Annotated in this window: 18 protein-coding genes; 10 read left to right on the forward strand and 8 right to left on the reverse strand. The window is 35.4% G+C overall.

The window, feature by feature from the left end; all coding sequences use genetic code 11:
• Window positions 1-23 precede the first annotated feature (23 nt).
• The 3 genes from recQ to B0I22_RS12105 form a co-directional block, all read right to left on the reverse strand.
• The gene (gene recQ, locus B0I22_RS12095) at window positions 24-2,198 is read right to left on the reverse strand and encodes a DNA helicase RecQ (RefSeq protein ID WP_133945237.1); all 2,175 of its coding nucleotides are present in this window, start codon (window positions 2,196-2,198) and stop codon (window positions 24-26) included.
• A 179-nt stretch (window positions 2,199-2,377) separates the two neighbouring features.
• Window positions 2,378-2,671, reverse strand: coding sequence for a type II toxin-antitoxin system RelE/ParE family toxin (locus tag B0I22_RS12100; protein ID WP_133945239.1), 294 nt, complete (start codon window positions 2,669-2,671; stop codon window positions 2,378-2,380).
• Entirely contained in the window at window positions 2,671-2,919 is a 249-nt protein-coding gene (locus B0I22_RS12105) for a type II toxin-antitoxin system ParD family antitoxin (RefSeq protein WP_133945241.1), read from the reverse strand. Before B0I22_RS12105 ends, B0I22_RS12100 begins: the two co-directional genes overlap by 1 nt.
• A 170-nt stretch (window positions 2,920-3,089) precedes the next feature.
• Between B0I22_RS12105 and B0I22_RS16355 the strand changes: the two genes are divergently transcribed.
• The 4 genes from B0I22_RS16355 (at window position 3,090) to B0I22_RS12120 (ending at window position 5,750) form a co-directional block, all read left to right on the forward strand.
• Window positions 3,090-3,284, forward strand: coding sequence for a hypothetical protein (locus B0I22_RS16355; protein ID WP_246022228.1), 195 nt, complete (start codon window positions 3,090-3,092; stop codon window positions 3,282-3,284).
• A 133-nt stretch (window positions 3,285-3,417) separates the two neighbouring features.
• Window positions 3,418-3,822, forward strand: coding sequence for a CPBP family glutamic-type intramembrane protease (locus tag B0I22_RS16360; protein ID WP_246022229.1), 405 nt, complete (start codon window positions 3,418-3,420; stop codon window positions 3,820-3,822).
• Window positions 3,823-3,966: 144 nt separating this feature from the next.
• Window positions 3,967-5,046, forward strand: a complete 1,080-nt coding sequence (locus tag B0I22_RS12115) for a sensor histidine kinase (protein ID WP_246022230.1) — start codon at window positions 3,967-3,969, stop codon at window positions 5,044-5,046.
• The gene (locus B0I22_RS12120) at window positions 5,046-5,750 is read left to right on the forward strand and encodes a LytR/AlgR family response regulator transcription factor (protein WP_133945243.1); all 705 of its coding nucleotides are present in this window, start codon (window positions 5,046-5,048) and stop codon (window positions 5,748-5,750) included. The genes B0I22_RS12115 and B0I22_RS12120 overlap by 1 nt, the downstream gene beginning before the upstream one ends.
• Window positions 5,751-5,793: 43 nt before the next feature.
• Here B0I22_RS12120 and aspS read toward each other — a convergent pair whose 3' ends face one another.
• Window positions 5,794-7,548, reverse strand: a complete 1,755-nt coding sequence (gene aspS / locus B0I22_RS12125) for an aspartate--tRNA ligase (RefSeq protein WP_133945245.1) — start codon at window positions 7,546-7,548, stop codon at window positions 5,794-5,796.
• 210 nt (window positions 7,549-7,758) lie between these two features.
• On the opposite strand from aspS, the gene B0I22_RS16445 reads away from it, so the two are divergent.
• The gene (locus B0I22_RS16445) at window positions 7,759-8,085 is read left to right on the forward strand and encodes a 30S ribosomal protein THX (protein WP_342772858.1); all 327 of its coding nucleotides are present in this window, start codon (window positions 7,759-7,761) and stop codon (window positions 8,083-8,085) included.
• Between the two features lie 50 nt (window positions 8,086-8,135).
• Here B0I22_RS16445 and B0I22_RS12135 read toward each other — a convergent pair whose 3' ends face one another.
• From B0I22_RS12135 to B0I22_RS12145, 3 genes are all read right to left on the reverse strand, one after another.
• The gene (locus tag B0I22_RS12135) at window positions 8,136-8,789 is read right to left on the reverse strand and encodes a DUF937 domain-containing protein (RefSeq protein ID WP_133945246.1); all 654 of its coding nucleotides are present in this window, start codon (window positions 8,787-8,789) and stop codon (window positions 8,136-8,138) included.
• 76 nt (window positions 8,790-8,865) lie between these two features.
• Window positions 8,866-10,125: a protein O-mannosyl-transferase family gene (locus B0I22_RS12140; protein ID WP_166668233.1), complete on the reverse strand. Its 1,260-nt coding sequence runs from the start codon at window positions 10,123-10,125 to the stop codon at window positions 8,866-8,868.
• Window positions 10,126-10,132: 7 nt separating this feature from the next.
• Window positions 10,133-10,642, reverse strand: coding sequence for a DUF2480 family protein (locus tag B0I22_RS12145; protein ID WP_133945250.1), 510 nt, complete (start codon window positions 10,640-10,642; stop codon window positions 10,133-10,135).
• 264 nt (window positions 10,643-10,906) lie between these two features.
• On the opposite strand from B0I22_RS12145, the gene lpxB reads away from it, so the two are divergent.
• From lpxB to B0I22_RS12170, 5 genes are all read left to right on the forward strand, one after another.
• Window positions 10,907-12,013: a lipid-A-disaccharide synthase gene (gene lpxB, locus B0I22_RS12150; protein WP_133945252.1), complete on the forward strand. Its 1,107-nt coding sequence runs from the start codon at window positions 10,907-10,909 to the stop codon at window positions 12,011-12,013.
• Complete coding sequence (locus B0I22_RS12155) at window positions 12,013-12,468, forward strand: DUF1569 domain-containing protein (RefSeq protein ID WP_133945254.1); 456 nt, start codon at window positions 12,013-12,015, stop codon at window positions 12,466-12,468. Before lpxB ends, B0I22_RS12155 begins: the two co-directional genes overlap by 1 nt.
• A 165-nt stretch (window positions 12,469-12,633) precedes the next feature.
• Window positions 12,634-14,355 (forward strand): ComEC/Rec2 family competence protein, encoded by a 1,722-nt coding sequence (locus B0I22_RS12160; RefSeq protein ID WP_166668234.1) that lies wholly within the window; start codon window positions 12,634-12,636, stop codon window positions 14,353-14,355.
• Window positions 14,356-14,425: 70 nt separating this feature from the next.
• On the forward strand, window positions 14,426-14,992 hold the full coding sequence (locus tag B0I22_RS12165) for an NfeD family protein (protein WP_133945258.1): 567 nt from the start codon (window positions 14,426-14,428) through the stop codon (window positions 14,990-14,992).
• 15 nt (window positions 14,993-15,007) lie between these two features.
• The gene (locus tag B0I22_RS12170; protein ID WP_425459602.1) at window positions 15,008-16,558 is read left to right on the forward strand and encodes a flotillin family protein; all 1,551 of its coding nucleotides are present in this window, start codon (window positions 15,008-15,010) and stop codon (window positions 16,556-16,558) included.
• A 232-nt stretch (window positions 16,559-16,790) separates the two neighbouring features.
• On the opposite strand, the gene B0I22_RS12175 is transcribed toward B0I22_RS12170, so the two are convergent.
• Entirely contained in the window at window positions 16,791-17,810 is a 1,020-nt protein-coding gene (locus B0I22_RS12175; protein WP_133945262.1) for an LLM class flavin-dependent oxidoreductase, read from the reverse strand.
• Window positions 17,811-17,844 lie beyond the last annotated feature (34 nt).

The following is a 17,844-nucleotide window of genomic DNA, read 5'->3' on the forward strand; positions in this document are numbered from 1 at the left end:
TCATTGTGAATTTTTAAAGATTTTTACTGTTGAGATTTATGATAAGCAATCGCAATATGAATTTCAAAATAAGAAAAACCGTCTCCTAATTCATCTTTTATAGCTTTTAAAGATGGGATTTTTTGAGCTTCTGCAATTTCAATAATTGGTTCTATTTTGCTCATATCCATTAATTCGCTGGCTTCAATTTTTCCAGTTGCAACAAAATTTGCTAAATGATTTTGAATCGTATTAACCGACAAACTTCTCATTTTTGCAATTTCTTCCACGCTAAAATTCTGTTTGTACATTTCAAAAGTGGTTGCAAAAGTTCCCGATGTAGTCTTCGTTGCTTTCTTTGGTTCTCGTTGTTTTTTCGGTTTTTTCTCTGAAATTTTACTTCTCAAATTATGATTTTTACAAAATTCAATAATTGCAGGAAGAAATATTTCCCCATATTTTTCGATTTTAAAAGCTCCGAAACCGCTTATTTCATTCAGTTCTTCTTTTGAATTTGGGAGATAAGCTGATAACTCCATCAAAGTTGCATCAGAAAAAATGACATAAGGCGGAACATTTTCGCGTTCGGCAATTTCCCGTCTTAAAGTTCTGAGTTCGGCAAATAATTCTTCGTTTCCTTCAATAATTGGAGCGGAATAATGGGTTTCAATTTCAGCGACAGTCACGGCTTTGGCTTGTTCTTTTACTTTTCGCAGACTTACTTTTTTGCCTTTAAATAAAACCTGATTGCTTTCTTCATTTAATTTTAAAACAGAAAATTCGCTATCAGATTCACTCAAAAAACCATTGATGATTAATTGTCTCAGAAGATTTTGCCAATAATTTTTATCTTGATTATTTCCAACGCCGTAAGTCGGCAAACTGCGCATTGAATCTGAGATTTTTACACTTTTTGAACCTCTTAGAAAATCGATAATTAAATTTTTTCCGTAACGTTCTTTCAATCTGTAAACTGCGCTCAATAATTTTTGGGCATCCACGGTTGCATCAAAAGTTTCGAAATCGCTGAGACAAAAATCGCAGGAATTGCAATTGCCATCGTGCTTTTGGCCGAAATATTCCATTAAATATTGTCTTCGGCATTTTTGCATTTCGGCAAAGTCAGACATTTGTTTCAGCTTTTGCAACATCAAGTCAGATTGCTCTTCATTGCCTTCTATCATTGCAAATCTCCTTAGTTTTATAACATCAGCAAATGAATAAAACAAAATCGCTTCACTCGGCAAACCATCTCTCCCAGCTCTTCCGGTTTCTTGGTAGTAACTTTCGATGTTCTTGGGCAAATCTGCGTGCATCACAAAACGGACATTACTCTTGTCGATTCCCATTCCAAAAGCAATCGTAGCAACCATTACGCGGGTTTTGTCCTTCAAAAAATCTTCCTGAACTTTCGCTCTTTCCATTGAAGAAAGTCCGGCGTGATAAAAAGCTGAGTTGATGCCATTTTCTCTCAGATTATTAGACATTTCTTCCGTTCCTTTCCTTGATAAACAGTAGATAATTCCCGAATCATTTGGATGTTCATTGAGATATTGAATGATGTTTTGAAGCACGGATTGTTTTGGCTGAACGAAATATTTGATATTGGCTCTGTCAAACGAAGAAATCAAAACCAAAGGCTCTTGGAGATTCAATTGTTTGATGATGTCTTTCCGCGTAATTTCGTCTGCACTCGCTGTCAAAGCGATAATTGGTGTTTTTGGAAACTGTCTTTTCAAACCATTTAAAAACAAATAATCCGGACGGAAATCGTGACCCCAATGTGAAACACAATGCGCTTCATCTACCGCAAACAGGGAAATATTGACGTCATTCAGCAACTTTAAAAATGCACCATTATCTGCACTCAATTTTTCGGGCGCAACATATAAAAGTTTAAGCTGACCATTTTTTAATTGTTTTAAAGTCTCATTTTGCTCAAAAGAAGACATCGAAGAATTGATGTACGAAGCGGAAATTCCGTTGACACGCAAAGCATCAACTTGGTCTTTCATCAAAGCAATCAACGGAGAAATGACGATGGCTGTTCCTTCCAAGACCAACGCCGGAACTTGATAACAAAGAGATTTTCCACCACCAGTGGGCATCAAAACAAACGTGTCTTTTTTCGAAATTACATTTTCAACAGCGTTCGCTTGTTCAAGGCGGAAATTGTCGTAACCGAAATATTGTTGGAGTATTTCTAATGGAGATTTCATAGAATTTGTGTTTTAGTAAAAATAATAAATTCTAATTATTTTAAGTTTGATTTTTAAAGAAAGAAAAACCCCATAATTTGTGAAACTATGAGGTTTATTATAAATTATTTGAACTATTTTTTTTCATTTAATGTAAATACAGCTCTATTATTTACATCCAAAATTATGGTTAAATATCATTAAAGATGCGAATCAATATCCATTTGTTGATGAAGAATTCTGATAATTTCTATTTTTTCTTCCTTTAAATTGATTCTGTAAAAAATAAAATGAGATTTAATTCTAGAGCGAAAATATCCTTTTCTCGCGCTGTTGTAATCTTTTCCAGATTTGGGATTTTCAGAAATATATTCAATTTCGTCCATCAATAAATCAAAATAATAATCGGCTTGTTCCAGCGACCATTCTTCAAAAGTATAGAGCCAAATGTTTTCTAAATCAATTTCAGCTTGTTTACTGATTTTGTAATTCATTATTCGGCAGAATATTTTTGATGCAGATTTTTTTTGAAATCTTCACGATTAAAATCTAATGAAAATCCTGATTTTTCTCCTTTTTCAAGTTCTTTAATTAATTCAGATTTCTTAATTTCTTCGTATTCAAACGTTCGTAAAGCAGCTCTCACAACTTCACTTGCAGAGGAATATTTCCCTGTTTTTATTTGTGAATTGATAAAATTGTCGAAATAATCGCCCAATAAAATCGAAGTATTTTTAGCCATAATTTTACAGTTTAATTTCTAAAATCAAATATACCAAGTTTTGGTATTTTATACAAATTTGTTTTTACTGTTCATCTTTTCAACATCTTCGTCGGCAAAAAGAGTGTTTCTATCGGTAAAGTTTTCAAAGCGTAGCAACGTACGATAATTTTGACAAAAAATTAAAATATATGTCACTATTTACACCACTTATTTGGATTCTCATTGTCGTTCCATTCATTGTTTTAGCCGTTTTCAGGTCAGAAAAGGTCAATCTAAAATATTTAGGATTGTTCGTTCTCTATTTTCTAACAGATTCTTACATCCAGCATTTGTCGAAACTTTATTTTGATTTGGAGTGGATTGAAATTCGCTTGGATTGGTAAAATTTTGAGTTTATGTTTTGCTTTGATTGTTATTTTTTCTGTTTCAAAAAAAGATAGGGAAGAAATTGGCTTTACAACAAAAACAAATTCAAAAAGTCAGTTAAAATCTGGAATTTTAATTTTTCTGGGGTTTTTGACTTTCGATTTTATCTTCAAACTAATTTTGTTTCCGAAAGGCGGTGACTTCGATTTAGAAACTTTTGCTTTTCAAATGACAATGCCTGGTTTGACGGAAGAATTGGTTTTCAGAGGGATTTTATTTTGGCTCTTGGACAAGGCTTTCGCACCGAAATGGAATTTTAAAGGCATCAAATTCGGTTGGGGATTTGTCATTATCACGATACTTTTTGCGGAAGCTCACGGCGTGATGCTTACGGAAAATTATGAATTCAAGTTTGACATCATCACCATTCTTTATTTAACAATCATTTCTTCCCTCAGTGTCGGGATTTTGCGTAAACTTTCAGGGAATCTTATTTTTCCAATTCTCGGACATAATATGATTAATACGATAAACGCCATCATAAGAATTTTGTAGAAACCACCAATCAAACAGCTTCAAAAAACTATCTTTGGAGCTGTTTTTCAATTAAAAATTATGCAAAAAATATCGTCAAATTATTTTACCCAACGCATTGGTGAATTTGATTTTGAAAAATTTTACACCCAACAAAAAAGAGTGATGTTCCATTCTTTAATGTGGCTGAGTTTTGCTTTTTTATTATTTTTAAGTTACAGATTAGCGTATCAACTCACGTATTTCAATAGTTTCATCCTGACACTGCGGATGTGCGTTGTCAATATGATTGTTTTCTATATTTTCTTCTATCTGCTTCTGCCAAAAGTTTTAAAATTATCATTCGGATTAGCAATATTTTATTTAATAATTAGTTTGCCTGTTCTTATAATTTTTTGGTTGCTATCAACTTATTTCTTTTCTATTACTTATCACTATTTAGGATTTGAAATTTTAGAAGGAGAATTGAAAGGTGCGATTACGGCAAGTGCAAACCAAACTTTTTGGGAAGCAATTTCTTTCAGTAGAATAATTTCTCAAGCGATTATCTTCATTTCGCTTTTATCACCGTTCTTTTTTGTTAAAATTTTGTTTGAAATTTCTAAACTTTACAGCCGAACCATTAAGATTCAAAATCAAAAAAATCTGCTCGAAATCCAAAACATCAATATTGAAAAAGATTTTTTGAAATCCCAGCTTAATCCTCATTTTCTATTTAATACTTTGAATAATTTATACAGTTTAAGCCTTAAAAAAGACAACACGGTTCCCGAAGTGATTCTCAATCTTTCCGACACGATGAGTTATACTTTGTACGAATCGAACAGCGAAAAACTAGAATTATGGAAAGAAATAGCATTTGTCAAAAACTATTTCGAGCTCGAAAAAATGCGTTATTCTGTAGATAAAAAAATTCATTGTGAATTTCCTGCTGAAACAGATTGTAAAGGTTTAAAAATTGCGCCACTATTGACCTTCACGTTCATAGAAAATGCTTTTAAGTATGGTTTAAAATCAAAAGAGTCAGCTTTTTTGAATCTTAAAATAAAAATTGAAAGCGGGAATTTTATTTTTTTAATAGAGAATGATTTTGAAGCAATTAAAAACGAAAATAGTCACGGTGGAATCGGAATTGAAAATGTGAAAAAACGACTCCAGCTCATCTATCCGAACAATTTTGATTTAGAAATTCTTAGCTCGCAGAATATTTTTAAAGTGAAGTTAACCATCAATTTAATCAAATAATGGAAAAAATAAATTGCATCATTATCGATGACGAACCACTTGGAAGAGACCTCGTAGAATCTTTTGCCAAAGAAGTTTCTTATCTCAACATTCTCAGCATTTTTGAAAACCCTGTGACAGCTTTATCTTTTCTGGAAGAAAATCCGGTAGACCTTGTTTTCAGCGATATTGAAATGCCAAAAATTAATGGTTTGGATTTCTTGCGGACATTAGATAATCCGCCAGTTTTTATTTTTATTACAGCTTATCGGGAGTTCGCTTTAGATGGTTTTGATACAGGCGCAACTGATTATTTGGTAAAACCGGTTCGTTTTGATAGGTTTCTAAAAGCGGTGCAAAAAGCTAAAAATCATATCGATTTAAAGAGAAATTCTACTAACTCACAAAATGAAAATGACAAAATTTTTATAAAATCTGAAGGGAAAATTATCAAAATCTTGTTGTCAGAGATTTTATACATCGAAGCTCAAGGCGATTATTTGAATGTGATGACGACATCGGAAATCTATTCGACTCAAATGACACTCACTTCGATGGAAGAGAGTTTGCTAAACAAAAAATTCTTTAGAGTTCAGCGTTCTTTTATCTTGAATCTCGACTTTGTGAGAAGTATCCACGGCAATATGGTGGAATTGCTGAACGGAAAATCTATTTCTGTTTCTGTGAATAAAAAAGAAGAACTTTACAGATTGTTGGGAATGTGATTTCTTAAAATAAAAAAAGCGAGAAATAATTCTCGCTTCTAATTTATGATTTTAAATCCAATTTAAGTTCCAGTTCATTGAGCTGTTCATCAGCAATCGAAGCCGGCGCATCAATCATCACATCTCGCCCAGAATTGTTTTTCGGGAAGGCGATGTAATCTCTGATTACTTCGTTTCCATCCAAAATGGCAACCAATCTGTCAAATCCGAAAGCCAAACCTCCGTGAGGCGGAGCGCCATATTTGAAGGCGTTCATTAAGAATCCGAACTGTGCTTCTGCTTCTTCTTTCGAGAATCCTAAAAGGTCAAACATTCTTGACTGCAAATCTTTATCAAAAATTCTGATAGAACCGCCACCAATTTCGTTTCCGTTCAAAACCAAATCGTAAGCGTTGGCTCTTGCTTTACCAGGGTCAGTTTCCAAAAGGTGGAAATCTTCGGTCTTCGGAGACGTGAAAGGGTGGTGCATTGCGTGGTAACGTCCGCTTTCTTCGTCAAATTCCAGCAACGGGAAATCTACCACCCAAAGCGGTGCGAATTCGTTTCCTTTTCTCAAGCCAAGACGGTTTCCGAGTTCCATTCTCAAAGCGGAAAGTTGCGTTCTCACTTTGTCTGCATTTCCGGACATTACGAAAATCAAGTCACCAGCTTTTGCGCCGAATTCTTCAGTGATTTTCTTTAAGTCTTCTTCAGAATAGAATTTATTGACAGACGAAGTTATAACGCCATCATTCTGGAATTTAATCCAAACCAAGCCTGTTGCGCCGATTTGAGGGCGTTTTACCCAATCTACCAATTCGTCGATTTGTTTTCTGGTGTAATCTGCAATGCCTTCAACATTAATTCCGACAACCAATTCTGCATCATCGAATATTTTAAAATCTTTTCCTTTTGTTAAGTCATTCAGTTCGTGAAATTCCATTCCGAAACGAATGTCCGGTTTGTCGTTTCCGTATTTTTGCATCGCATCGGCGAAGGTCATTCTTGGGAAATCTCCGAATTCATTTCCTGTGATGTCTTTCAAAAGAACTTTTGTCATTCCTTCGAAAACATTCATAATGTCTTCTTGTTCTACAAACGCCATTTCGCAATCGATTTGCGTAAATTCCGGCTGTCTGTCGGCTCTCAAATCCTCATCACGGAAACATTTAACGATTTGGAAATATCTGTCCATTCCACCCACCATCAACAATTGTTTGAAAGTTTGAGGCGATTGTGGCAAAGCATAAAACTGTCCTGGATTCATTCTGCTCGGAACCACGAAATCTCTCGCACCTTCCGGAGTTGATTTGATTAAAACAGGCGTTTCAACCTCGATGAAACCTTCTTCGGAAAGATAATTTCTGACTTTCTGCGCCATTTTGTGACGGAAAATCAATTTGTCTTTCACAGGATTTCTTCTGATGTCCAAATATCTGTATTTCATTCTCAATTCCTCGCCGCCGTCGGTTTCGTCTTCGATAGTGAATGGTGGAAGTTGAGATTCATTTAGGATGATTAGGTTTTCAATTAAGATTTCTACGTCGCCTGTTGCAATCTTTGGGTTTTTGGAAGTTCTTTCGATAACAGTTCCTTCAACTTTGATGACAAACTCACGGCCTAATTTCTTAGCGCTTTCCAAAATTTCTTTGGAAGTTCTGTCCTCGTCCAAAACCAATTGTGTGATGCCGTAACGGTCTCGCAAATCGATCCAAATCATAAAACCTTTGTCGCGGATGGTTTGCACCCAGCCGGAAAGTGTTACTTTTTCATTCAGATTTTTCAGCGTCAGTTCGCCGTTTGTGTGTGTACGGAACATAAAAATTTAGTTTAAAGTTTAGAGATTCAAGGTTTAAGGTTCAACGATATCAACTTTGAATTGTTGAACTTAGAACTTTGAATTTTCGAGTGCAAAGATAATGTTTTGATGGGAATTAATTTGATTGATATGGAAAGCTTTTTTTGATTGAGAAATCTTCAATCCTGGCGAAGCGCGTGAGGGATAGTAGTGGATATCCTTTTTTGGCGGATGGAATTAGCGGATGGAAAAAAGATAGTAACGGATAGCCCGGCCCGAGCGGTGGGAAAAGCTTTGGCAAGGGACACGCCCAAATTGTTGGTAGTTTCGGAAAGTTTTTGTAATTTAGTGGAAATCAAATACTTATTTATTATGGGAAAAGGTGATAAAAAATCTACCAGAGGAAAAAGAATTAGTGGTAGCTACGGCAAGACAAGACCCAGAAAAGCTTCGAAATCTGTGACCGTTACAGAAAAAATTGAAAAACCTAAAGCGGAAGCAAAGCCAAAAGTCGCAAAACCGAAGGCTGAAAAGGTGAAAAAATCTGTAGAGGAATAAAAAAAAGCCGGCTCAAATATTGAGTCGGCTTTCGTATTTTTAAATGGAAATTATTTTCCGAAAATGCTTCCTAATAATCCACCAAGACCGCCTTGCTGAGATTGTTGCTGTTGGTTTCCACCGCCAAGAACGCTTCCTAGAATGTCGCCCAATCCACCTCCAGAAGATTGCGTTGCGCTACCAAGTACGCTTCCTAAGATGTTGCTCAAAGGATCGTTAGAAGCTTGCGCTTGTTGAGAAGAACTTCCCAAAATTCCGCCAAGTAAATCTCCTAATCCACCGCCAGAAGTGACGTTGCTGGCTTGTTTTTGTTGACCGATGTAACCCATAATTACTGGGGCAAGCATTGCCAAAACTGGTCCGATTTTGTCCATAGAAATTCCTGTGTTTTGAGACAATTGATTTTCTACGTTTGCTTTGTTTCCTCCGAAAATATGGTCGAGAATAGAGTTTCCTTCTGATTCTCTTTCAAGTGCTTGAGCTGGATTGTTTAGAATGCTTCCGTCGTGGTGTTTGTCTAGAGTTGCATTCAGTTTTTCTGCTTCGTCAGCGTTTTCTGATTTCTTTTTCAAATAACTGATTACCAATGGCGCTGCTACAACTAGCAATGCAATGATTTGATTTTTGCTGATTCCGAATTTGTTTTCGGCTTGTGTTGCAACTTGGTTGCCTGTGCTACCTGTGATTAGGTCTAATAGACTCATAATTTATTTATGTTTTTAGTTGAAAGTCAAAGATAAAAATTATTACAGATATTTTTCATGAATAAAATTTATTTTTTTAAAGTTCTCGGATTTCTTCAAGAGACTGATATCTTTTTCTCAATTTTATAAATTCCTGAGATGTTTCTTTCAGAGCTTCTACATTATCTTCTGTTTTTCCATCGTTCAATGTAAATTCTAAACAGCCAATATTATCCGTAAGCCAAGGCAACATATAATAATTCAGTCCTCCTTTATATAATTTTTTCGTGTGAAACTCTTTTCCTTGAGGAATTATTAAGGCGATATAAAAACTAAAAACATAAAATAGAGGTATCATTATGGGTAACAACTGGAATTTTTTCAGAGCCAATTTTTCACTTAATTTTTTGATTCCAGACGCTATAAAAATTGTGAAAATCAGATAGAATGGAATGAAGTAAACATAATTGTCAGAAACCGCATAGATTGTTGCAAAACCCAATGTAAACAATGCAGCAACAAATAGGAAAAGAAACTCCTTTTTGAAATTTTTATATAAATAAAAAATGCCACTGAAACAGAATACAATAAAGATATTGAAATTGTAAATCAAAAAGGCTATTGCTTTTACCACATTCTTTACAAGGTCAAGAAAAGTTTGGTCAAAAGTGTTTTGAACCCACGGTCCTTTTTTGGAAGTAAAGACGTATTTAAATTCGATACCATTAAGCTGATTTACAACGAACATCACACCGAAAATTGAAATAAAGAAAATGAATGAAGTTAAAACTTTTTGTCTTTCAGATTTTGAATAATAAAGCAGTAGAAAGTAAGCTGGAATGAGCATAATATTCTGAATGTGAACCCACAAACTTAATCCCAGAACAATGCCAGCGGTCACAATGTATTTTTTTGACTGATGCTTCAATGCTTTGACAGCAAAGAGTAAAAAAAGAACAACCCAAAAAGCATTTAATGTATAAACTTCTACAGTCTCGGCACTTCGCCAAAAAGAAAAACTAAAACCAAAGACAATCGTAGAGGCAATTGCAATCCAATTTTCTTCCAAAAACTCTTTGATTAAAACATAGACCAATCCAACCGTAAGAGCAGCTGGGACAATAGAAAGCATTCGCATTACAAAAATGCTGTCCATGTTTAGAACAGAGGTAAAAAATATACCTGTATTGATGTAAAGAAAATGGACAAGCGGTGTAAAATTCGTAATAAACTCACGTTTTTCAGCATCTACCACAAAACCAATACAGTCACCAAAGGATATTTTGGAAAAACTTCCAGCGTAATAAATCAGAAAAAAAACTGCAGAAATTAAAAAAGTTATAGTTTTTTTGGACATATATTTTCTAATTTTTGAAAATCGGAACATTGCTGCATGCTTCCCCAAACATCAAGGATTTTACCAGCGGTTTCAGTTGTTCCACCAATTCCACGTAAGCATTGTTCGGAATCGATTCGTCGCTACAACCCTTTACCAGAACACGTTTGTCTCTTAGTTCCGAGAAATCATAAGTTTGAATCGCGTTGTGCATCAGCAAAACTTCCAAATCCTCACGGTTTCCAAAAATCACTTTTTTCGCAGCATCCGTAATTTTGGAAGTGATCAGGAAATAGGCCCAAAGCGGAATGATCACATCTTCCGAACAGTAGATGTAAACATAAGCGTCATTGTAAAGTTCAGCATCAATATTGGCAATCTTTTCACGGAAGTCTTTCTCTTTCAAAATCATTCCTTCCCAGAGAAAATCCTTAATGTCAATCCCCATTCTTTTGCCTTTTGGATACAAGTCGGTAATATCAAAATTTACCAATCCGCTATTTGCAACCTTATTTTTAATTTCAAATTCTTCTGACATTTTTTTAAATTTAATAATTTTTAGGAGCTGTTTCCCGCTATCCGCTATATCTTTTTTTGCCAAAGCTTTTCCCGAAGCAAAAAAAGGATGTCGCTACTATCGGGGCTATGGGTTTTGTCATCCAATCAAATTTTGTCAACAATTCCACTTTCCTAATCCTAATAAACCAAAATGATTTATTTTTGTTCAAAGTTAAGAATTTCACAGAAAAAACTTAATTTTAAAAATCTATCATCCAATCTCTATTAATCTAAAATCTAACCCTTGAAATATTACATTATTGCAGGCGAAGCTTCCGGCGATTTGCACGCTTCCAACCTAATGAAGTCCATCAAACTAAAAGACCCAAATGCAGACTTCCGTTTTTGGGGTGGCGATTTGATGCAAAAGCAAGGTGGAACTATGGTCAAACATTACCGAGACCTTGCGTTTATGGGTTTTCTGGAAGTGGTTCAAAATCTGGGGACTATTCTTAACAATATCAAAATTTGCAAAAAAGACATCAAGGAATATCAACCCGATATGTTGATTTTGGTAGATTATCCGGGATTCAATTTGCGGATTGCGAAGTTTGCTAAAGAATTGGGAATCAAAGTGGTTTATTATATTTCTCCACAACTTTGGGCTTGGAAAGAAGGACGTGTAGAAACCATCAAGAAATACGTGGACGAAATGCTTGTCATTCTCCCATTCGAGAAAGATTTTTACAAGAAACACGACATCGATGCACACTTCGTTGGTCATCCTTTGCTTGATGCAATAGAAGGTTTGCAACCGGTTGATATTCAAAAATTTAAGTCAGGTAATAATCTGAATGAAAAGGAAATTATCGCCCTTTTGCCAGGTTCACGAAAACAAGAAGTCACAAAAATGCTGGAATTGATGTTGTCTGTAAGAAGTCATTTCACTGATTATCAATTCGTAATAGCTGGCGCGCCAAGCTTGGAGAAGGATTTTTACGAGCAGTTTGTAGATGATGATGTTCATTTCGTTTCCAACAAAACTTACGATTTGTTGAGATGTTCCAAAGGTGCTTTGGTAACCTCTGGAACTGCCACTTTGGAAACCGCCTTGCTCAATATTCCGGAAGTCGTTTGCTACCGAGGAAGCAGAATTTCCTACGAAATTGGAAAACGATTGATTAAAAATATCAAATATATTTCGCTCGTCAACTTAATTATGGACAAAGAAGTCGTAACAGAATTGATTCAAAATGAGTTGAATACTAAAAATCTAGTTGAAGAACTTAATAAAATTCTCAACACAGAAAAACGTGAACAAGTTCTCAATGATTACGAAATTCTACGCTCAAAATTGGGAGGAAGTGGCGCGAGCAATAACGCTTCCGAAATCATTGTAAACCTTAAATAATGGATAAAATCGAAATACAACTTCAAAATATAGAATCACTTTTATCCAAAATTGATGTGACAAATGAGAAGGTTTCCAAAGCTTCTATTGGTTGGCATTTGGAACATTCTTTACTTATTTTAAATAGCAGTTTGAAAGGTTTGACAATGACAAATCCGAAAGATTACAATCCAAAATTTAGTCTTAAAAAATTTATTTTCCTGAATTTTGGAATGATTCCGAGAGGGAAAATACGAGCGCCAAAACAATTCATTCCATTAGAAGTTCCAACTCAGGAAAGTATTTTGAAACTGATTAATCTGGCAAAGGAAAGATTGAAAGCTGTGGAAGATCTTCCGGAAAAATCTTTTATCATACATCCATTTTTAGGTGATTTTGATAAGAAAACGACGCTTAGATTTTTGTGGCTTCACAGCAATCATCATTTGAAAATTGTGGATGATATTTTGAAATAAATTTTATTTCGCTGTTAGGTTTGTGTGAAATTTCACAGAAATTAAACTTTTTTATAAATTTAATTTGTAGATTTATAAAAACACAAATCACAGATGAACAAACAACCTTTGCTCATTTTAGTAATCTGTCTCATACTTGGGATACTGTTTCAAGAGTATTTGATTTTGAGCGAATTAACTATTTTTTATTTATTGGTTTTTTCGGGAATTTCTTTAATTTCAATCCTCATCAAATCTCCATTTTTCCAGAAGGCAAAATATTATTTTTTAGGTTTTTTCTTTTTCTCAATTGGAATTTTTCTACATTCTCAAAATTCTGATAAACCAGAAATTCCAACTTTAAAAGAGAAAGAAAACATCGTTTTTCAGCTCAGCAAAAAACTGAATTCAAATGAGAAAAACAGAAGATATTTTGTTGAAATCTTAGCAATTCCTTCAAACGACATAAAAGATTTCTCGCCAATCAAAACGGTTCTCAGCATTCCAAAACATCAAGAACCATTAGACTTCAATCATTTTTATAATGCAGAAGTTTATATTCATCAGCCAGAAAAAATTAATAATGATTTTCAGTTTGATTATGAAAAATATCTGGCAAGACAAGACGTTTTTCTGCAAGCTTATTTACCAAATGACATTCTGAAAACTGAAAAAACTGAAGTTTCATTTTACGACCAGATTAGACAAAAACGTCTTCAGATTCTCAACAAAATCAATCAAACACCACTTTCTCCCAAGATTCAGGAGTTTTTGAAGGGCATTATTTTGTCGGACAGAACCGAAATGGATTCCGAAACCGTCCAAGATTTCAATCAAACTGGACTGACGCATCTTTTGGCAATTTCCGGTTCGCATATGGTGATTATTTTCTGGATGACTTTGTTTGTTTTTAATCAAATTATCCCGATCAAATTTCGAAAACTTTCTATCATTTTGAGTTTGGTTTTGATTTGGATTTTTGCCGTTTTTATAGATTATGGAAGCTCTGTGATGCGGAGTTGTTTGATGATTACGTGTTATTACGTGATGGTTTTGTTGCAACGGAAATCAGATTTGTTGCATTCTTTGGCATTGTCCGCTTTCATGCTTTTGATTTTCGATTCCAAACAGTTTTTCGATGTCGGATTTCAATTGAGCTATGTGGCGGTTGTAGGAATTTGGTGGTTGTCTGGGCCAATTAAAAAACTATTTCGAAAACCCAAATATTGGTTGGAAGATTTTGTTTATAGCATCACGGCGATGACTTTTTCTGCACAGATTGCAACTTTGCCATTGGCGATTTATTATTTCCATCAATTTTCATTTGTCTCCATTTTTGCCAACTTGCTCATCATTCCGCTTTCGGAAATCATTATTATTTCATCTTTATTAATGGTAATTGCAATAGCTTTTGGAATGAAATATCTCTTAGTTTTCCAAATTTTCGATGTGTTTATTCTTTATGTTTTGAAAGTCATTCATTGGCTTTCCAGCTTCGATACGTTGATGAATAAGAATCTTTCTTTAGGTTTATTAGAATTAAGTGCTTTGTTTTTGATGATTTATTTTCTGAAATTCATTATCAAAGATATTTTCAATCTCAAATATTTGTTGCGTTTTAGTTTTTGTCTTCTGTTATTTTTCGGATTGAGAATCGGTTTTAATTATTATAATTTTGAGAAAGAAGAAGTTCTTGTGCATCATTTTTATAAAGACAAAATCATCTGCGTCAAAAAGAAAAATCAGCTTGTTTTTTGGCTTAAGGAAAATAAGAATGAAGAGAAAATTATAGATTTTGTTATCAATCCTTATTTGGTTTCACGACGACTTTCTGATTTCGAAATCAATTACTATCCAGAAGATTCTGAATCATTTGTGTACGGAGGAAAACAATATAAATTGAAATAATTATAGTTTTTATAAATAAAGTTTTGTGTTTTTAATAAGAATTATGTATTTTTAAGCAAAACAAAAAACTATGATGGATTTCTTCGTTGGGATGAGCACTTTGCAGCAATCCTTCTGGTGGGTGGCAATCATCGCCAGTTTTATTTTTCTGATTCAACTTATTTTTACCATTATTGGAACAGACTTGTCCGATGGTCTGGGGGCGGATTTCGATGGTGATTTGGATGCTGTTCACGGCCCTTTCCAATTGTTTTCTTTTCGGAATTTGATTAATTTTTTAATGGGATTTGGCTGGACAGGTGTGGCGTTTTATCACAGTTTTCAAAACCAAATGTTCCTGGTGATTTTGGCGGCAATAGTTGGAAGTCTTTTCGTCGTCGTCTTCTTTCTTGTCATCAAGCAAATCATGAAATTGACGGAAGACAACACTTTCAATATCGATAAATTGGTTGGGAAAACCGCCGAAGTCTATCTCAGAATTCCCGAAGCAAAATCGGGGAAAGGTAAAATACAGGTTTCGCTAAATGGCACAAACCACGAATTATTGGCTGTAACAGAAGCCCAAGAAATTCCATCTGGAACTATGGTGAAAATTATTCGTGTGGAAGAAAAAATACTTATTGTTGAAAAAATTTAATAACACTATATGGAAATGATTAACGGAAGTTTTATTCTGATTCTAGTCGGAGTATTCGTATTATTTGTAACATTCTTGGCGCTGATCTCGCGCTACAAACGTTGTCCGTCCGACAAGATTTTGGTAATCTATGGGAAAACCGGAGGCAGTTCTGCCAAATGTATTCACGGTGGTGGAGCCTTTGTTTGGCCGGTGATTCAGGATTTCGCTTACTTGGATTTGAAACCAATTTCGATCGAAGCCAATTTGACCAACGCACTTTCCCGTCAAAACATTCGTGTGGATGTGCCTTGTAGATTTACCATTGCGATTTCTACAGAGCCAGACACGATGGGAAATGCAGCAGAACGTCTTTTGGGTCTTTCGCAAGAGCAGATTCAGGAACTTTCTAAGGATATTTTGTTTGGTCAGCTTCGTTTGGTAATCGCAACGATGACGATTGAAGAAATCAACACAGACAGAGATAAGTTCTTGGACAATATTTCCAAAAATGTTGATACAGAATTGAAGAAAATTGGTCTGAAATTAATCAACGTCAACGTAACCGATATTCGCGATGAGTCTGGTTATATCGAAGCTTTGGGTAAAGAAGCTGCGGCAAAAGCGATTAACGAAGCCATCATTTCTGTGGCAGAGCAAACCAAAATCGGGGAAACAGGAAAAGCTGTTGCAGACAGAGAAAAAGACACACAGATTGCAGAAACACAAAGAGATCGCGATGTGAAAATTGCGATTACCAATAAGGATCGTGAGGTTAGCATTGCATCCGCAGGAAAAGATGAAGCAATTGGAAAAGCAGAAGCTGAAAAAGAATCCAGAATTGCAACGTCCGAAGCCAATTCACTAGCTGTAAAAGGTGAGAATGAGGCCAAAATTACCATCGCTAATTCCGATGCAGAAAGAAGAGAGAAAGAAGCAGAAGCTTTGAGAATTGCAACTGCAGCTGAGAAAGTTCAGGCGGCTAAAGCTTTGGAAGAGTCTTACCTTGCCGAGCAAAAAGCGGAAACTGCCAGAGCAGAAAGAGAACGTTCCACGCAACAGGCAAACATCGTAGTTCCGGCAGAAATTGCTAAGCAAAAAGCCATCATAGATGCTCAAGCAGAAGCGGAAAAAATCAGATTGCAAGCAAAAGGAGAAGCCGACGCCATCTTTGCCAAAATGGAAGCCGAAGCAAAAGGTCTTTATGAAATCCTGACCAAACAAGCGGAAGGTTATGACCAAATTGTGAAAGCGGCAGGTGGCGATACCAACAGCGCCTTCCAATTATTATTAATAGAAAAACTTCCAGAATTGGTGAAAACTCAAGTGGAGGCGGTGAAGAATATTAAGATTGATAAAGTAACCGTCTGGGACAGCGGAAACAATCAGGACGGCAATACCTCAACGGCTAATTTCGTTTCCGGAATGATGAAAACCGTTCCACCTCTCAATGATTTGTTCAATATGGCTGGACTTGATTTACCTTCTTATCTGAAAGGTAAAGATGAAAAGCAAATTGTGGAAGTAAAAGAAGTTAAAAAAACCGAAACGCCACCGAAAACGGATGATGGCGCGGGGCATTCCTAAGCAGAAACTTTAAAGAATAATTTAATATTATTTATAAACGTCCGTATCTTTCTTTGAAAAGATGCGGACGTTTTGTTTAAAACATCGAGACCTTTTTACGAAACATCAGGACTTTTTTTCATGATCTCAGCAAACGCTCTATCAATCGGATTTACCAAAGGTCAAAAATTTCATTTAAAAACAATAAAAAAACCCCTTCAGAGTTTCAAACTCTGTAAAATATTGATTGTTCTTATCTTACTTCTGGAGCCACTTTCTCCCCGAACAATTCGATAGATTTCATCATCACATCGTGTGCAGGATCGCCCACATCCATATGTCCGATGAATCTTGTTAAACCAAACAATTCCTTCATTTCAGCTATTTTATCAGAAACCTGATTGGCACTTCCGATGAAAAGTGCGCCATCTTCGCTTCTTCCGCCTTCATACTGCTCTTTGGTGTATGGTGCCCAGCCACGGCTTTTCCCGATTCTGTCCATCTGAGATTTGTAGTTGAAGAAATATTGGTCAATATCTTTTTGATCATCACTTACAAAGGTGTGAGAATGGATGGCAATCTGCATCTTGCTTTCATCGTGTCCGGCTCTCAGATATTCTTGTTTGTAAAAATCGATGAGGTTTTTGAACTGTCTCGGCATTCCTCCAATGATAGCGACAATCAATGGTAATCCCAATTTTGCTGCTCTCAAAACAGATTCCGGAGTTCCGCCCACTGCAATCCAGATGGGCAATTTACCTTCGTTGTAAGCTCTTGGATAGACGGTTTGGTTTTCCATTGGCCTTCTTAAGATTCCGCTCCAGCTTACATTTTCTTCGTTGTTGATTTTCAATAATAAATCCAGTTTCTCTTCGAAAAGCTGGTTGTAATCTGACAAATCATAACCAAACAACGGGAAAGACTCGATGAAGCTTCCTCTTCCCACGAAGATTTCTGCTCTGCCTTTCGAAATCAAATCGATGGTAGAAAAGTTTTGATACACTTTCACAGGTTCGGATGAACTTAGAACAGTGACGCCACTTGCCAATTTGATGTTTTTTGTAATGCTTGCGGCGGAAGCCAACAAGATTTCGGGTGAAGATACAGCATAATCTTCTCTATGGTGCTCACCCATTGCGAAAACGTCCAAACCAACTTCATCCATCAGTTTTACCTGATCCAGAATTTCGTTTAGTTTTACGCTTGCGTCTCTATATTTTCCGGTTTTGGTGTCGAAAGAAACATCTCCGAACATCCCGATTCCTAATTCCATAATAGTCTCATTTTTATAGAAACAAAATTAAGAC

This window comes from Epilithonimonas xixisoli, assembly GCF_004365655.1.
In the GTDB taxonomy this organism is placed as follows: Bacteria; Bacteroidota; Bacteroidia; order Flavobacteriales; family Weeksellaceae; genus Epilithonimonas; species Epilithonimonas xixisoli.

What these genes read in the sequence shown, in the direction of transcription:
- recQ (WP_133945237.1), bottom strand. Translation starts at nt 2,198, where the DNA reads ATGAAATCTCCATTAGAAATACTCCAACAATATTTCGGTTACGACAAT.
- B0I22_RS12100 (WP_133945239.1), bottom strand. Translation starts at nt 2,671, where the DNA reads ATGAATTACAAAATCAGTAAACAAGCTGAAATTGATTTAGAAAACATT.
- B0I22_RS12105 (WP_133945241.1), bottom strand. Translation starts at nt 2,919, where the DNA reads ATGGCTAAAAATACTTCGATTTTATTGGGCGATTATTTCGACAATTTT.
- B0I22_RS16355 (WP_246022228.1), top strand. Translation starts at nt 3,090, where the DNA reads ATGTCACTATTTACACCACTTATTTGGATTCTCATTGTCGTTCCATTC.
- B0I22_RS12115 (WP_246022230.1), top strand. Translation starts at nt 3,967, where the DNA reads ATGTTCCATTCTTTAATGTGGCTGAGTTTTGCTTTTTTATTATTTTTA.
- B0I22_RS12120 (WP_133945243.1), top strand. Translation starts at nt 5,046, where the DNA reads ATGGAAAAAATAAATTGCATCATTATCGATGACGAACCACTTGGAAGA.
- aspS (WP_133945245.1), bottom strand. Translation starts at nt 7,548, where the DNA reads ATGTTCCGTACACACACAAACGGCGAACTGACGCTGAAAAATCTGAAT.
- B0I22_RS16445 (WP_342772858.1), top strand. Translation starts at nt 7,759, where the DNA reads ATGGAATTAGCGGATGGAAAAAAGATAGTAACGGATAGCCCGGCCCGA.
- B0I22_RS12135 (WP_133945246.1), bottom strand. Translation starts at nt 8,789, where the DNA reads ATGAGTCTATTAGACCTAATCACAGGTAGCACAGGCAACCAAGTTGCA.
- B0I22_RS12140 (WP_166668233.1), bottom strand. Translation starts at nt 10,125, where the DNA reads ATGTCCAAAAAAACTATAACTTTTTTAATTTCTGCAGTTTTTTTTCTG.
- B0I22_RS12145 (WP_133945250.1), bottom strand. Translation starts at nt 10,642, where the DNA reads ATGTCAGAAGAATTTGAAATTAAAAATAAGGTTGCAAATAGCGGATTG.
- B0I22_RS12155 (WP_133945254.1), top strand. Translation starts at nt 12,013, where the DNA reads ATGGATAAAATCGAAATACAACTTCAAAATATAGAATCACTTTTATCC.
- B0I22_RS12165 (WP_133945258.1), top strand. Translation starts at nt 14,426, where the DNA reads ATGATGGATTTCTTCGTTGGGATGAGCACTTTGCAGCAATCCTTCTGG.
- B0I22_RS12170 (WP_425459602.1), top strand. Translation starts at nt 15,008, where the DNA reads ATGATTAACGGAAGTTTTATTCTGATTCTAGTCGGAGTATTCGTATTA.
- B0I22_RS12175 (WP_133945262.1), bottom strand. Translation starts at nt 17,810, where the DNA reads ATGGAATTAGGAATCGGGATGTTCGGAGATGTTTCTTTCGACACCAAA.